18 protein-coding genes are annotated in these 15,767 nt (G+C 34.0%); 14 read left to right on the forward strand and 4 right to left on the reverse strand.

The window, feature by feature from the left end; all coding sequences use genetic code 11:
• Position 1 precedes the first annotated feature (1 nt).
• From GXM16_RS00140 to GXM16_RS00195, 13 genes are all read left to right on the forward strand, one after another.
• The gene (locus GXM16_RS00140) at positions 2 to 1,117 is read left to right on the forward strand and encodes a glycoside hydrolase family 43 protein (protein WP_163391552.1); all 1,116 of its coding nucleotides are present in this window, start codon (positions 2 to 4) and stop codon (positions 1,115 to 1,117) included.
• A gap of 302 nt (positions 1,118 to 1,419) precedes the next feature.
• Positions 1,420 to 3,111: a ribulokinase gene (locus GXM16_RS00145; protein WP_163391553.1), complete on the forward strand. Its 1,692-nt coding sequence runs from the start codon at positions 1,420 to 1,422 to the stop codon at positions 3,109 to 3,111.
• Complete coding sequence (locus GXM16_RS00150) at positions 3,095 to 3,796, forward strand: L-ribulose-5-phosphate 4-epimerase (RefSeq protein WP_007808585.1); 702 nt, start codon at positions 3,095 to 3,097, stop codon at positions 3,794 to 3,796. The genes GXM16_RS00145 and GXM16_RS00150 overlap by 17 nt, the downstream gene beginning before the upstream one ends.
• A gap of 165 nt (positions 3,797 to 3,961) precedes the next feature.
• On the forward strand, positions 3,962 to 5,470 hold the full coding sequence (gene araA, locus GXM16_RS00155) for an L-arabinose isomerase (RefSeq protein ID WP_163391555.1): 1,509 nt from the start codon (positions 3,962 to 3,964) through the stop codon (positions 5,468 to 5,470).
• Positions 5,471 to 5,613: 143 nt separating this feature from the next.
• Positions 5,614 to 6,795, forward strand: a complete 1,182-nt coding sequence (locus tag GXM16_RS00160) for an aldose epimerase family protein (protein WP_163391557.1) — start codon at positions 5,614 to 5,616, stop codon at positions 6,793 to 6,795.
• A gap of 228 nt (positions 6,796 to 7,023) precedes the next feature.
• Entirely contained in the window at positions 7,024 to 7,608 is a 585-nt protein-coding gene (locus tag GXM16_RS00165) for a hypothetical protein (protein ID WP_163391559.1), read from the forward strand.
• A gap of 299 nt (positions 7,609 to 7,907) precedes the next feature.
• Positions 7,908 to 8,276: a hypothetical protein gene (locus tag GXM16_RS00170; RefSeq protein WP_163391561.1), complete on the forward strand. Its 369-nt coding sequence runs from the start codon at positions 7,908 to 7,910 to the stop codon at positions 8,274 to 8,276.
• Between the two features lie 5 nt (positions 8,277 to 8,281).
• Positions 8,282 to 8,938 (forward strand): DUF2007 domain-containing protein, encoded by a 657-nt coding sequence (locus GXM16_RS00175; RefSeq protein WP_163391563.1) that lies wholly within the window; start codon positions 8,282 to 8,284, stop codon positions 8,936 to 8,938.
• A 151-nt stretch (positions 8,939 to 9,089) separates the two neighbouring features.
• Positions 9,090 to 9,197: a helix-turn-helix domain-containing protein gene (locus tag GXM16_RS23030; RefSeq protein WP_341874158.1), complete on the forward strand. Its 108-nt coding sequence runs from the start codon at positions 9,090 to 9,092 to the stop codon at positions 9,195 to 9,197.
• Between the two features lie 49 nt (positions 9,198 to 9,246).
• The gene (locus tag GXM16_RS00180) at positions 9,247 to 9,651 is read left to right on the forward strand and encodes a DUF4870 domain-containing protein (protein ID WP_229684184.1); all 405 of its coding nucleotides are present in this window, start codon (positions 9,247 to 9,249) and stop codon (positions 9,649 to 9,651) included.
• 92 nt (positions 9,652 to 9,743) lie between these two features.
• Positions 9,744 to 10,208, forward strand: coding sequence for a hypothetical protein (locus GXM16_RS00185; protein ID WP_163391565.1), 465 nt, complete (start codon positions 9,744 to 9,746; stop codon positions 10,206 to 10,208).
• A 430-nt stretch (positions 10,209 to 10,638) separates the two neighbouring features.
• A complete protein-coding gene (locus tag GXM16_RS00190; RefSeq protein WP_163391567.1) occupies positions 10,639 to 11,031 on the forward strand; it encodes a hypothetical protein in 393 nt (130 codons plus the stop codon).
• A 92-nt stretch (positions 11,032 to 11,123) separates the two neighbouring features.
• On the forward strand, positions 11,124 to 11,588 hold the full coding sequence (locus GXM16_RS00195) for an OsmC family protein (RefSeq protein ID WP_163391569.1): 465 nt from the start codon (positions 11,124 to 11,126) through the stop codon (positions 11,586 to 11,588).
• 84 nt (positions 11,589 to 11,672) lie between these two features.
• On the opposite strand, the gene GXM16_RS00200 is transcribed toward GXM16_RS00195, so the two are convergent.
• The 4 genes from GXM16_RS00200 to GXM16_RS00215 all read right to left on the reverse strand — a co-directional run bounded on the left by GXM16_RS00200 (position 11,673) and on the right by GXM16_RS00215 (position 14,430).
• Positions 11,673 to 12,329, reverse strand: a complete 657-nt coding sequence (locus tag GXM16_RS00200) for an aspartate kinase (RefSeq protein WP_163391571.1) — start codon at positions 12,327 to 12,329, stop codon at positions 11,673 to 11,675.
• A gap of 121 nt (positions 12,330 to 12,450) precedes the next feature.
• Positions 12,451 to 12,822, reverse strand: coding sequence for a YraN family protein (locus GXM16_RS00205; protein WP_163391573.1), 372 nt, complete (start codon positions 12,820 to 12,822; stop codon positions 12,451 to 12,453).
• A 60-nt stretch (positions 12,823 to 12,882) separates the two neighbouring features.
• A complete protein-coding gene (locus GXM16_RS00210; RefSeq protein ID WP_163391575.1) occupies positions 12,883 to 13,473 on the reverse strand; it encodes an SMI1/KNR4 family protein in 591 nt (196 codons plus the stop codon).
• Between the two features lie 60 nt (positions 13,474 to 13,533).
• Positions 13,534 to 14,430, reverse strand: a complete 897-nt coding sequence (locus GXM16_RS00215; RefSeq protein WP_163391577.1) for a S66 peptidase family protein — start codon at positions 14,428 to 14,430, stop codon at positions 13,534 to 13,536.
• 227 nt (positions 14,431 to 14,657) lie between these two features.
• On the opposite strand from GXM16_RS00215, the gene GXM16_RS00220 reads away from it, so the two are divergent.
• Complete coding sequence (locus tag GXM16_RS00220) at positions 14,658 to 15,749, forward strand: endonuclease/exonuclease/phosphatase family protein (protein ID WP_163391579.1); 1,092 nt, start codon at positions 14,658 to 14,660, stop codon at positions 15,747 to 15,749.
• Positions 15,750 to 15,767: the final 18 nt, after the last annotated feature.

Genomic DNA, 15,767 nt, shown 5'->3' on the forward strand with positions numbered 1-15,767 from the left:
CATGCAAATAAACATATTAAAAAATCTGGCACTTTCAGCCGTTGTTTTTGTAAGTCTCTCTTCCTGTTCAGAAAAAAAAGCAGAAAAGGAGCTGTCTAAAGAAGAAGTTACTACTACAAAAACAACCTTAACCAACAAACCTATTGTGTTGCAAAGAGCAGATCCTTTTATCTACAAGCATACAGACGGGTATTACTATTTTACAGGGTCGGTACCAACTTACGACGCGATAGAGTTAAGACGTGCAAAATCTATCGATGAACTTCAAAATGCTGAAACCTTCAGGGTATGGGAAAAACATAAAAGCGGACCAATGAGCCGTCATGTCTGGGCTCCGGAAATTCATTATTTAGATGGAAAATGGTATGTGTATTTTGCAGCAAGCGAAGAAGATGATATCTGGAAATTAAGACCTTATGTTTTGGAATGTACAGGTCAGGATCCTTTACATGACAAGTGGACTGAACTTGGACAAATGCAGGCAGCCGACGCAGATCCAAAAAGCTTTACCGATTTTTCTCTGGACGGGACTGTATTTGAGCATAAAAATAAACGCTATTTCTGCTGGGCAGAAAAAACAGGCGGGCAGTTCGCAGCTTCTAATTTGTATTTAGCCGAAATGGAATCACCCGTAAAACTAAAAACAGTTCAATTCATGCTAACGACTCCGGATTATGATTGGGAACGCATAGGTTTTTGGGTAAATGAAGGCCCTGCAGTTATTAAAAACAAAGGCAAAATTTACATTACTTTTTCAGCAAGTGCTACAGGTGCCTGTTACAGTATGGGAATGATGGAAGCAGATGAAAAAGCTGATTTACTAGATAGAAATTCCTGGAAAAAATCCAGATATCCGGTATTAAAAACCAACGAAGCAAAAAAAATTTACGGACCAGGGCATAATTCCTTCACAGTAGATGAAAACGGAGAACCATTAGTAATTTATCATGCAAGGGATTACGAAAAAGCTGTTGGTGATCCAAAAGTTGTGCCTGCAACAGATAAAAGACCGTTGAAAGAAATTATTGCAGATCCGTTATACGATCCTAATCGTCATGCGAGAATGATGAAATTAAAATTTGATGAAAACGGCAGGCCAATATTCGAATTTAATTAAAAATTCCAAATAGTAAAAATGGGAAGTATTTTGTGTCAAAATTAACCTTGAAAATTGATTTTAAGCTGATTGGAAACCAAATACAATACAACTTCCGGGCATACTCTGTGGCTGTTCTGAAAATAAAGATGAAATAATCGCAACAGAATAAATGTATAATTAACGTTTGTTTTTTGTTTTCAACTTAAATTATTGTTTTGATGCATTATCTGTAAAAAACAACAAGCTTATTTTTATTAAGTGTTTTTTGTACACTTATAAATTAATTATATTATATTTGTCATCAATAAATGAATTTCGAAATGAAAAATTACGTTATAGGATTAGATTACGGAACAGATTCTGTTCGTGCGGTGCTAATAGATACTGAAAATGGGCAGGAATTGGCATCAAATGTTTCTCATTACAAAAGATGGAAGAACAAGCAATATTGTGATGCATCGATCAATCAGTTTCGTCAGCATCCTTTGGATCATATCGAAGGACTGGAGATTACAATTCAGACAGTTGTAAAAGAAAGCGGTGTTGATTCATCAGCAATAAAAGGAATCTGTATTGATACCACAGGATCTTCTCCGGTTCCGGTTACAAAAGATGGAACTCCATTGGCTTTGACAAAAGGTTTTGAAGAAAACCCGAATGCGATGATGGTGTTGTGGAAAGATCATACGGCTATCAATGAAGCAAACGAAATCAACGAACTGGCTGTAAGCTGGGGCGGAGAAGACGTAACAAAATATGTGGGCGGAATTTATTCATCAGAGTGGTTTTGGGCAAAAATCCTGCACATTGCAAGAGAAGATGAAGCAGTTCGAAATGCAGCTCACACCTGGCTAGAACATTGCGATTTAATGACTTATTTGTTAATTGACGATAAAGATTTAAAAACCTTCAAAAGAAGCCGTTGCGCTGCAGGTCACAAAGCCATGTGGCATGAAGACTGGAACGGGCTTCCGCCGGTTGAATTCTTAGAAAAACTACATCCATATCTGGCTACACTTCGTGGCAATTTATATGATGAAACCTATACTTCAGATTTAGTAGCCGGAAAATTAAGCAAAGAATGGGCAGACCGTTTAGGACTTTCTACAGATACTGTTGTAGCTGTTGGAACTTTCGATGCACATTCAGGAGCAGTTGGAGCTAAAATCGGCGAAAACACTTTGGTTCGTGTAATGGGAACTTCGACTTGTGATATTTTAGTTGGTTCTTATGAAGAAGTAGGTACAAAAACCGTTCGCGGTATCTGTGGTCAGGTTGACGGATCTGTAATTCCGGGTTATATTGGTCTTGAAGCAGGTCAATCTGCTTTTGGAGATTTACTGGCCTGGTACAAAGAATTATTGATGTGGCCAACAGAACAATTATTAGGTTCTTCAGCAATTTTAAATGATGCTCAAAAAGAACAGTTAAGAGAAGAATTCAGTGATAAACTAATCATAGAATTAACGAAAGAAGCTGAAAAAATTCCGTTATCTGAAAGTGTACCAACTGCTTTAGACTGGATCAACGGACGCAGGACACCGGATGCGAATCAGGAAATAAAAAGCGCCATTTCAAACTTATCTTTAGGAACAAAAGCACCTCATATTTTTAAAGCTTTAGTAAACGCAATCTGTTTCGGATCTAAAAAAATCGTGGATCGTTTTGAAGAAGAAGGTGTAAAAATTGACAGCGTTATCGGAATCGGTGGTGTGGCAAGAAAATCTCCTTTTATCATGCAGACTCTGGCTAACGTTTTAAACAAACCAATTAAAGTAGCCGCATCAGATCAGGCTCCGGCTTTGGGAGCTGCAATTTATGCTGCTGTAGCTTCCGGAATTTATCCAAATGTAATTGAAGCCAGTCAAAAAATGGGAAGTCCTTTTGAAAGTGAATACACACCAGAACTTGACAAAGTTGCTGCTTACAATAAATTGCTTATTGCATACGATCAGTTAAGTGCTTTTGCAGATCCATCTATTAAAATTACAGAAAATGAGTTCTCTTTATAAAGATTTAAAACAAGAATGCTACGAAGCCAATATGCAGTTAAACGCATTGAATCTTGTAGTTTATACTTTTGGAAACGTAAGTGCTGTCGACAGAAAAAATGGCGTTTTTGCTATTAAACCAAGCGGCGTTCCTTACGAAGATTTAAAACCGGAAGATATTGTGATTGTCGATTTTGACAATAACATTATCGAAGGAACCATGCGTCCGTCATCAGACACTAAAACGCATGCTTATTTATACAAAAACTGGCCAAATATCGGAGGCGTTGCACATACACACGCAACATATTCAGTTGCCTGGGCACAATCGCAGCAGGATATTCCAATCTTTGGAACAACACACGCAGATCATTTGACTGCTGATATTCCGTGCGCGCCGCCAATGGCAGATTCGCTTATCGAAGGGAACTACGAACACAATACCGGAATTCAGATTTTGGATTGTTTCAAAGAAAAAAATCTTTCTTACGAAGAAGTAGAAATGGTTTTAATTGGAAACCACGGTCCGTTTGCATGGGGAAAAAATGCAGCAAAAGCGGTTTACAACAGCAAAGTTTTAGAAGTGGTAGCCGAAATGGCTTATCTGACTTTACAAATAAATCCGAATGCGCCAAGATTGAAAGATTCCTTAATAAAGAAACATTACAACCGTAAACACGGAAAAGATTCGTATTACGGACAATAGATAATTTAGTTTCAGGTTTCAGGTTTTTTTTGTTTCAGTTTTTGGAACGTGAAACTCAAACCTGAAACTTGAAACAAAAAACCTGAAACAAAATTTAACAATTCGAGTAATCAGATTCAAACGATTTGAAACCTGAAACTTGTAACAAAATAAACAAAGTAAAAAATGATAGATATCTCTCAAAAAGAAGTGTGGTTTGTAGTAGGAAGCCAGGAATTGTACGGTGAAGAAACTTTAAGAAAAGTGGCTGAACATTCGCAAATAATTGCAAAAGGATTAGATGCATCATCTCATATACCGGTAAAAGTGGTTTATAAAGATGTAGTAAAATCACCAGATCAAATTTTAGATGTATGTCTGGCAGCAAACACAACTAAAAACTGTATCGGGGTTATTACCTGGATGCATACTTTTTCACCTGCAAAAATGTGGATCGGAGGTTTAAGAATTCTTAAAAAACCATTATGCCATTTACACACACAATATAGTGCTGAAATTCCATGGGGTTCTATCGATATGGATTTCATGAACTTAAATCAGTCAGCTCACGGAGATCGTGAATTTGGTTTCATGATGTCAAGAATGCGTAAAAAACGCAAAGTGGTTGTGGGACACTGGGAAGATGAAAGAGTACATAAAAAACTAGGAATCTGGTCAAGAGTAGCTTTAGGCTGGGATGAACTTCAAAATCTGAAAGTAGCCCGAATAGGAGACAATATGCGTGAAGTTGCCGTTACTGACGGTGATAAAGTGGAGGCTCAGATTCGTTTCGGAATGTCAGTTAACGGATATGATTCTTCTGATGTTACCAAACATATCGAAAAAGTAACTGACAAGGAATTAAACGATTTATTGGCAGTTTATGAAGCTACTTATAATTTAACAGACTCTTTAAAAGAAGGCGGAGCGCAAAGAAGTTCATTAGTCGAGGCAGCAAAAATCGAATTAGGTTTAAGAGCATTCCTTGAAGAAGGAGGTTTTGGAGCTTTTACAGATACTTTTGAAAATCTTGGAGCCTGGAAACAATTACCTGGAATCGCTACACAAAGATTAATGGCTGATGGTTATGGTTTTGGTGGAGAAGGTGACTGGAAAACAGCTGCTATGGTAAGAGCATTAAAAGTAATGAATATTGGTCTTGAAGGAGGAACTTCTTTCATGGAAGATTACACCTACCATTTTAACCCACAAAAATCATACGTTTTAGGATCGCATATGTTGGAAATCTGTCCATCTATTGCTGACGGAAAAGCTTCTTGTGAAGTTCACCCGTTAGGAATTGGAGGAAAAGAAGACCCGGTTCGTTTGGTATTTAATTCACCTGCAGGAGAAGCGATCAACGTTTCATTGGTTGATATGGGAACCCGTTTCCGTTTAATTGTAAATGAAGTAGTAGCGGTAAAACCATTGGCAGAATTGCCTAAACTTCCTGTGGCTCGAGTATTGTGGGATTGCAAACCAGATCTTGATATTGCAGCAACTGCATGGATTTTAGCAGGAGGTGCGCATCATACCGTATACAGCCAGTCAGTTACAACAGAATTTATGGAAGATTTTGCTGATATTGCCGGAATTGAATTATTGGTGATTGATGAAAAAACTACAATTAGAGATTTTAAAGATAAAATCAATGCCAATGAAGCGTACTACCATGCGTTTCAACACGGATTGTAATATATAAGTCAAAAATTAAATGTCTTAAAGTCTTAAAGTGAAATTGTAATGAATTACGTCTTAATAAATTCGTAACTTCGACTTTTAACTTTAAGACTTTCGACTTTTAGCTGAAGTCTTTACTAACTTAAAAACCAGTATTTATGAATGTATTAAAACGTTGTGCTTTCGGAATTGGGATAATCGGTCTGGCAACACTTTCTGTTCAATGTAAAAGCGATAAAAAAATGGAGGCGAACACAACTCAAGAAGCAAAAGATTCTGTAACAATTGTAAAATCGGATTACGGAACAACTCCAAAAGGAGAAAAAATTGAAAGCTACAAGCTGAAAAACCAAAACGGAATGGAAGTCGATATCATCACTTTTGGTGGTATTATTACAGATTTGAAAGTGCCAAATAAAGACGGTGTTTCTGAAAATGTGGTTACAGGATTTACTTCTTTGGAACAATACATGAAACCAAATCCGTTTTTCGGAGCTTTGATCGGACGTTTCGGAAACCGAATTGCAAAAGGTAAATTTACATTAGACGGTAAAGAATATAAATTAGCGATCAACAACGAACCAAATGCTTTGCACGGAGGACCGGAAGGTTTTTTCAGAGTGGTTTGGAAAGCAGAAGAAGCTAAATCAGGAGAAACAGCTGTTTTGAAATTATCTTACTTAAGCAAAGATATGGAAGAAGGCTACCCTGGAAACCTAAAAGTTATAGTGACTTACACCTTAACAAAAAACAACGAACTGGAAGTGCTTTACGAAGCAACTACAGATAAAAAGACCGTTGTAAACTTAACACAGCATACCTATTTCAACCTGTCAGGTGATTTCACAAAAACGATTTTAGATCATGAACTTACGTTGAATGCTGATAAAATTGTTCCGGTAGATGCTACTTTAATTCCAACAGGAGAATTGCAGGATGTTGCCAATACGCCATTCGATTTCAGAAAACCAAAATTAATCGGAAAAGAAATTGATGCTAAAGACGAACAATTAATAAGAGGAAAAGGTTACGATCACTGCTGGGTTTTGAACAATCCTGAAAAAAGCAAAACGATCATTGCATCGGTTTACCACCCTGCAAGCGGAAGAGTTTTAGAAATGACTACAGACGAACCTGGAATTCAGTTCTACTCCGGTAATTTCCTTGACGGAACTTTACCAATGCGTAACGGCGGAACTTATGCTCACAGAACCGGTTTTTGCTTAGAAACAGAGCACTATCCGGATTCTCCAAACCAGAAAAACTTCCCAACGACAGTTTTAAATCCGGGAGAAAATTATAAAACGAAAACTACCTTTAAGTTTTCAGTTAAAAAATAAATTCTTTTGAATTTTATTTAGTTAGTTTAATTCTCAACGAACCTCGAAAGTGATTATGCTTTCGAGGTTTTTTGTTTATAATATTGTCTAATTACTTTACGTGATTCTTTCTTACATTTGATAAAGTTGCAAGAGCTATGATAACCGAATGTCGATTGACAACTTAAATTATATCAAGATAATTTTATGTATGATGAAATGTAGAAAATTATAACCAAATTGAACTAAATGAATAGAAACGAAATTAATCAAAAAAGAGCACTTGATGATTTTCAATTATATCAGAATATTGAAAAATCTCTAGCATATAAACTTGGTATTCCTGAAATCAGTAGTGGTATTCAGGTAATTAGAAATGAAAATGGTTGGCGAGAAAATGAAAAAAATATCGAATCAATATGGATTGTATTGATATCACGATCATTCATAGGTTGGGGCGGTATTTTTTCCATAAAATTCAATGAAAATAATTTTAGAGAACATCTAAATCCAGACGAATTATTACAAGGCATTTTTTTATATGACAACACAGGAATAAAAGATTTATATACAGAAAAATTACCAAATACTCCAGATGAAATTGTAGAGATAGCAAATTTTAATTTATTTGATACAGGTAAAGGAATTCCTTTAAATGGAATATCTTATAATTTTCACATCATCACAAACAACATCAATGCCAGTATAAAACTAAATAACCCGAATACCGATGATTGGAAAAAATGGGAAGAAAAAATATTTGACATTGGAAGTAAATTGTCTATTAAATCAAATATTACAGAATTAATCAATTTGTTTGAATATAACAACTGATGTAAAAAGGCATCCCTATTAACGCTCGTTTCACTCAATTTTCTGGTGCTCGTTTGCAAGGCGGTAAACTAAAACAGGAACGTCTATAAATAAGCATAGTTCTATTTTTTTATATTAATGGAATTTATTGCAAAGAGGAATTTTTTCTTTTGCATGGAAAAACCGCGTTACAAACGCCCTGTTTAGTTTACAAAAGTAAGTAGCTACTCGTTGCAAACGAGCACCAGAAATTCTGAAACGATTGATATGCGTATTACTTATTATATTTGATATGATCTAAACCGAATAAAAAACTAAACATGAAAGTTATTGTTAGCGGAGAATATAATAATGATTTGAAGATTCGATTTTTACAGGGAACGTGGAACGTGAAAATCTTTACTCTTTTTGAAAATCAAAAGGTTGTTGCTGTTGATTTCCCCAGAGATCCAACATTGTTTAGATTGTCAATAAAATATAATTCTGAAAAGTATTATTTTGAAAATATACTATATGTAGCAAACCCTAATTTAGATAACTTAAAATTTCATTTCTATCAAGAATGCAATCGTACTTTTTGTAGAATTGAATCTGAAATTGTAACAGAATTAAATAAAGAAATTGTATTGAATTCACTTCCTGAAGATTTAAAAGACTTAAAAAACATAATAGAAAATTTCCAAAGCTAAAATATATGAGCGAAAATTACTCGGTATTCAGAAAATATCCAACACTAGAACAAGTCAAAGATTTGGAAAGTTTATTAAACAAGAATAATATTGCCACAGAGATAGCCGATAATATCCCGCCTGTTGATTCTTCATTTTCCGGAAGCACTTTACAAAATCAGTACGAAATAAAAATAGCATTAACTGACTTTGAAAAAGCAGAAAAGATTCTTGATGAGAATGCTGAAAATTTAATTGATGAGGTAGATAAAGATCATTATCTATTCAGTTTTACGGATGATGAATTGTATGAAATACTTTTGAAAGCAGATGAATGGAATGAATTCGATTATAAACTGGCGCAAAAAATCTTAATACAAAGAGGCAAATCGGTAGATACAGAATTACTAAAAGCTTTGAAGAAACAGCGTATAGAATTATTGGCTAAGCCGGAAGAGAATCAGAAATCGTGGATTATGGCAGGTTATATCTTTGCAATCCTTGGAGGACTTTTGGGTATTTTTATTGGCTATTCTTTATGGACTTCGAAAAAGTCTTTACCAAATGGACAAAAAGTCTATTCTTACAATGAGAAAGACAGAGCTCATGGAAAAAACATTTTCTATATAGGATTAATTATGCTACCGTTTTATGTAATCATAAGGATCTTAACTCAGTTGTAAATAATCCGTTTGTTTAAAAAATGGTATTTTTTTATGTATAAACTCAACAAGCCCAACAACCTGACAACAATGCCGTAAAAATGTCGCAAATAAACCGCTATCAGAATTACAGTTTCATAATAGTTTTGTCAAAAAATAAACGCAAATAATTATGAAAGAAATAGGAGAAAAAATTAGGGAAGTCAGAAAGAGAAAAGGTTTGTCACAGGAAGAACTGGCAGAATCATCTAAAGTAAATTTAAACCATCCAGCGAATTGAAAACAACGAAAGCGAACCACGTGGCAAAACGCTCCATTTGATTTGTGAAGTGCTCGACATAAACGCAGAAGACATTTTAGATTACGGGAAAAAAGAAAATCATCATTATCTGATAATTTTACATCTTTCAGTACTGGCATTTTTAGTGATTCCGGTTGGGAATATAATTCTTCCTTTAATTTTATGGATGACCAAAAAAGACAAAATTATAGGTATGAAAGAAGCTGGCGCTAATCTTTTGAATTTTCAGATAATCTGGTCTGTTTTTGCCTATATTTCCGTTGTTTTCTTCGCCTTATTTAAAATTCTCCACTATGGTTCTTACGATATTTTATTTTATATTGTAGTTGTATTTTATGCAGTAAACATAATTTTGCCGATACTGTCTGCTGTTAGAATAAGAAATGGAAATACACAAAACCGGTATCCGAATCTAATTAAAATTATAAAATAGTGGAACCAATTTCAAAACCTGTTTGTTTAGATATTAAGCTAGTAATGGAATAGTTTTTGTCAAATGAAACTGAATCGTCTTTTTAAAATAATATGGAAAATAAAATAAGTATCCCAAAACCCTGTAATGAAAATTGGAATTCAATGTCACCGGATAAAAACGGAAGATTTTGTAATTCCTGTAATAAAACAGTAATTGATTTTACAAAAATGAATAAACAGGAAATTCAGCAATATTTCGCTGAAAATTCAGGTAAAGAAAGGATCTGTGGGCATTTTAAATTGAATCAGATACAAACACAAGAAAGTATCAAATATGATAAATTAAGAAACAGATTTAGCCGAATTAAGATAAAGCCCATAAAAAAAATCGCCCTATTTTCATTGAGTCTGGTTTTTACTTTAACAAGTTGTATGGGAAAAGCAGCTGTAGATGGCGAACCGGCAGTAATAAGCAATGATTCAATTAATGAAAGTGAGATTAATAATAAAATTAAAAATACTGAAATACACAATGATTCAATAAAAAACGAAACTATTGAGATAAAGAAAAAATAAGGATTTCCTGTAAATTATTCCTAACCTGGTGATTAAATTTTTTAGCTCTGAAGAAGGAACGTTTAGATTTTTTTTAATCAAATTTTTTAAGATACTTACTAAAAAAGAAATGATTTAGATCCGAAACATTTCTCTATGAATAGAATACAAATATATTTTGTAAATATTATTCGGTTAAAAAGTATAAAATTCATGTAAATTATATATTTTTACTTAAAATTAAAATATTAATCGTTAGCTACTTATCTCTCAATTCAAAAAGCAGATAAGTTCTGTATGTAGCCGCCTTAGAACAAAAATATCCTCATGTTATGTTATGAATGTAGCTTATCTTTTGCAAAGCTTTTTTCAGAACCCTGGAAGAAGAAAATACACCAATCAACGCTTACTATTTAATAAATTTCGGATCACTTACATCAAATCAAAAATTATGAAAAAACTATTTTTTCTTTTTTACTCAATTTTATTATTTTCCTGCTCATCAAACTCCGATGACAATATAAAAACGAATTCATCTAATTCGGATTTTCATCCACCCTCCTGGATTGAAGGCACTTGGAAAGGCGACGTCACTTATAAATTCTTTCAAAAGGATGTATACCAAAATCAAATCAGCTTCAAAGGCTTGGTTGATGGCTGCAACTTAGCGATTCCGAATTCTTCTTTTGTAAGCGAGCCTATAAAAAACAATACAGAATACAAATTCTCTTATGTAACAGGGGAAATAAAACATGAATATCATTTTATAAAAATATCATCAACAGAAATTAAACTTCTCAATCCAAATAGCGAAGTACTTAGCCCTGTATATACAAAACAATAATAATGTATTGAAGTCAAAGTCAGCAATCTTTTAAAGTCAGGATTATTTTAATTAGTGTAAATTCGTTGAGAATATTTTTAATAATAGGCAAAATGAAACACATTTTCAATGCTGAGGCAAAATGGTCTTTAAATCAAAATAGAGAAGATTCAACTAAGAGATTCTACATCAAAAACCACAAAATTTCAATCGAAGGAAAACCGGTTTTGGATGTTTCGGCGGCAAAAGCTTTCAAAGGCGATCCTGCACTATACAATCCCGAAGATTTGCTGTTGAGCAGTTTGGTTTCCTGCCACATGATGTCGTATTTGTATGTGTGTTCCCAAAAAGGAATTGAAGTTCTGGAATATTCAGACCATGCAGAAGCCATTCTTGAAGTTGCTCCCGACGGCAGCGGACGTTTTACAGAAGTTCATCTATACCCAAAAGTAGTAATTGCAAATGCGGATAAAGTTCAGGAAGCTTTGGATTTACATACAAAAGCCAACAAATTATGTTTTATCGCTAACTCTTGCAATTTTCCGGTTTTGCATCAGGCAAGCTGCAAAGCGGTATAAAAAAAAGAGACTGTTGGCCCAGTCTCTTTCGTATATTGTCTTTTTTTTTATTTTTTTTTGATCGGGGGTTTTTCTCAAAAGAAATTAATTTTTCAAATCTTTGATTACTTTAAAAGCAACATCAACTTGCTCTTCTCCTACTAAGATGGTGAATTCATTAGAAGTCGAAATTACCTCATTGATAATAATTCCTTCCCACGCTAAACGCTGAAAAATGAAATAGTAAATTCCCGGAACTACGATATTTTCTTTTGGTAATTTTACGGTAATAGAAGCCAGGTTATCTAATTTCTGGATTAGTTTTTCGCGTATAAAGTGTTTTTCAACCAAATGGTTGATACTGCTGCTAACTACGATATTAGTTTCGTTTACGCCTCGGGATGAGGTATAAAAAATATCAGATAAGGCATTAATATCAGAAATCAAATCGGCTTGTTTGTTCAAAACCGTATCAGAAGCTGCGAAAGTGTAATCTGTCAATTCAGAACGAACCGTAATTTCACCAATGTTTTTAATGACTTTGTTGATTTTGTGGTTCAGTTTAAAATCTAATTCTTCTGTTAGTCTTTTTAAAGACATTACTACAGCTCCCTGTTTTACTTCTTTACCAAATTCACTTTCCAGTTCGGTCATGATGTTACGGGACAAAGAAGTCAGGTTGATAATTCCCAAGGAGAGTGCATTCAGTAAAAATGGCTTGGTTTTGATGTAATTTTCTACAATTGAAGAAACGGTTTTCATAATCTTTTAATTGTTTTTGGGTAACGTAATTGTGTTAGTTTGGTTGTTGTTTGATGTTATAAATCTTCGCAAAGATAAATTAAAAAACAATTTGTTACAAATATAACAATAAAAAATTATGTTAAAAATGATAAAAAGCGTCAGTAAGATGCTCAATAGCAAATGTTTCCTGACTTTTATGGATTGCAATGATATCAAAACGAATTTCTAAATTGTCTTCAAAATCGTTTTCCCTATCGTTTATGTAGGCATTTACTGCTTTTATGAGAAGCTGAATCTTTTTTGGTTTCACAAAATCCTGCGGCAAACCAAAATCTAAACTCGATCTTGTCTTAACTTCAATTACTGCCAGAAAATTATCTTTTTTAGCAAGAATATCAATTTCGGCTTTTTGAAAAACCCAGTTGCGTTCTAAAATTTTATAGTCGTTTAGCAGTAAATATTCAACGGCAAGATCTTCACCTTTTTTTCCGAGTTCGTTGTGGTCTGCCATTTTAGAATTGAATTTTAGAGTATTAATGAATCAATTTGAATCTTCCGATTCTCAGCATTATTAGCCTCTCAACTTATTATTTGATTTTTCTTCTCCCCATTCATAAAGGCCGTCATATAGCCCTTTATTGATAAATACACACAAAAATTCAGTAATCGAATTTGTTAGAACAACTACTTCATCAGCTTTATTATAAAGTTTGTATTCTTCAATATTTTTTGGGTTTATATCAACACTCCACATATCACAATAAATTAGATATTCAGTGAAATGAAATGAATGGTCACTTATTAAATAATTATCTTTTCCATTTTCAATGATTTCATCAAGCGGTATAAGTCTGAAGATATCTTCGTTTGTTTCAAATCCGTTACAAAACTTGTATAAAACCTTGAAATCTTCGGATAATTCTATTTTAATATTTTTTAAATTTTCGATATCAGTGTCAGTAGCAGGTTTGTTTAATTGAATACCAAGCTCTAAAGAATGATCTTTGATGAAATTCAAAACTTCAATTAGTGTCGTAGATGAATTGTAATCTATCTTTACTTCGGGGTTATTAACTTTTCCATGATTCTCTGTACTTCTCTTTATTTCAACCTGAACATCTGTTTTATTGGATTTTATTTTAAAAAAATTAAATAATTTCATAGTTGATTTAAGAAGTAAGCTTGCCATGGTTTGCCACTAAATATTAATTAATGTAGTATTTTACTTAAAAACAACAGTACTACCCGAAGCATTCACTTCAATAGAAACTGTACTTCCCATAACAAGGGCACGATTATCCTGAATATGGCCTGCCGGAAAATTAAAAATCACCGGAATATTGTATTTTTTGGTTACATCATCAATAATTTCAAGGGCATTTTTACCCCACGGAATTTCATTGTCCTTCATTTTGGTCATACCGCCAATAATGATTCCTTTCAGGTTTTCGATACAGCCATTTCGGCGTAAATTCATCATCATACGATCAATATGATACAGATATTCGTCTAAATCTTCAATAAACAAAATCTTGTCCTTGCAGTCAATTGCGGATGGTGATCCCAACAAACTGTATAAAATAGAAAGATTTCCACCCACCAATTCGCCGGTTCCCTGACCAAAACGGTTCATTTGATGCGGAGCAACAGAATAGGAAAGAGGTTCACCAAACAAAGCCGATTTCATAGAACTAATCGCAGCCGGTGTCGCACGCGGAATAGTAACCGGCATCACACCATGAATCGATTTGTAACCCATTGTGTTTAAATGATTATGCAAAACCGTTACATCACTAAAACCAATAACCCATTTTGGATGCTGTTTGAATTTCGTGAAATCAAGTAAATCCAGCATTCTCACAGTTCCGTAACCGCCACGAACGCACCAGATTGCCTTAATATTCGGATTATCAAGCTGCTTTTGAAAATCGGCAGCGCGCTGTTCGTCTGTTCCGGCCAATTGATGGTAATCCAGTCCGATTGAACTTCCGATTACAGCTTCTAAACCCCAGCTTTTGAGTAAATCTATGGTAGGTTTCAAATTATCATCGATGTTTTTTCGGGCTGTTGCCAAAAGAGCTACTGTATCTCCTTTTTGTAAATAAGGTGGTGTTATCATATTTTGTTGTGATTGACAGGTAAAGGATTGTAAAGCAAAAATAAGGAATACGAATTTACAAAAAGCAAAATAGCTGTTGAGGGGAAGGAATCTGCATGTATTCATTTTCTTTTTTGGCTTTTGATTTATTTCTAACAAAGATAAAGATTTAAAAAAATAAAAATACTTGAAATTTCTTACAAATATAATTTTTTGATTAATTTCAGCACTTTAAAAATTCAATTTTTATGCGAGTAGTAACACTTAGAATTTGTTTTGTTTTCCTTCTTTCGATTACGGGTTTTGGTCAGTCCAAAAAATATAGCATTCACACGGCAGCTTTTTATAATTTCGAAAATCTTTTTGATACAGTTGATGATATTTACACCAATGATAATGAATGGACACCAAAAGGAGTTCAAAACTGGACAATTGAAAAATACCATCAGAAACTGCAAAATCTATCTAAAGTCATTTCAGAAATAGGTACACCGGAAAGCCCAAATGCGCCTGTTTTGATTGGAGGTTCCGAAATTGAAAACAGAGGTGTTTTGGAAGATTTAGTAAAACAGCCTAAATTATTGCCTTTTGATTACGGAATTATTCATTTTGATTCGCCCGATAAACGCGGAATCGATGTGGCATTATTATATCAGAAGAAATTTTTTAGACCCGTGACTTTTTCGAATATACCTTTATATATATTGAAAAATAAAAATATAGATAGAGAGAAAAAAGAAGAAGCAACAAATGAAGAACCAACTGTAACAACTCAAAATAATCGTGTTTTTACCCGTGATCAGCTTTTGATAACCGGTTTTCTGGAAGGAGAACAAATCAGCATAATTGTCAATCACTGGCCTTCGCGATCGGGTGGAGAAAAAGCCACAAGCGAATATCGTGAAGCAGCTGGGAAATTAAACCGTAAAATTATCGATTCGTTACAACAGATCAATCCAAGTGCAAAAGTGATTACGATGGGCGATTTAAATGACGGTCCTTATAATAAAAGTATAAAAGTGGCTTTGGGGGCAAAAGCCAAAAAAGCAGAGGTCCCGGAATTTGGCACTTACAATCCGTTTGAAGAAATGGCAAAACGCGGTATGGGAACAACAGCTTTTCGCGATTCCTGGGATATTTTTGACCAGATTATCATTACCGAATCACTCATAAAACCTGATTTCTCATCGTTTAAATTCTGGAAAGCCGGGATTTTCAACAAGCCCTATCTTATTCAAACTTCAGGAAAATACAAAGGTTATCCGTTGCGGCATAGTACAAATGAAGTGGGTTTCAGCGATCATTTTCCGGTTTATATTTATCTCATAAAAGAAATGTAAACATAGAGACGCACAGCA

The sequence above is a fragment of the Flavobacterium limi genome (genome assembly GCF_010645075.1).
Lineage (GTDB): Bacteria > Bacteroidota > Bacteroidia > Flavobacteriales > Flavobacteriaceae > Flavobacterium > Flavobacterium limi.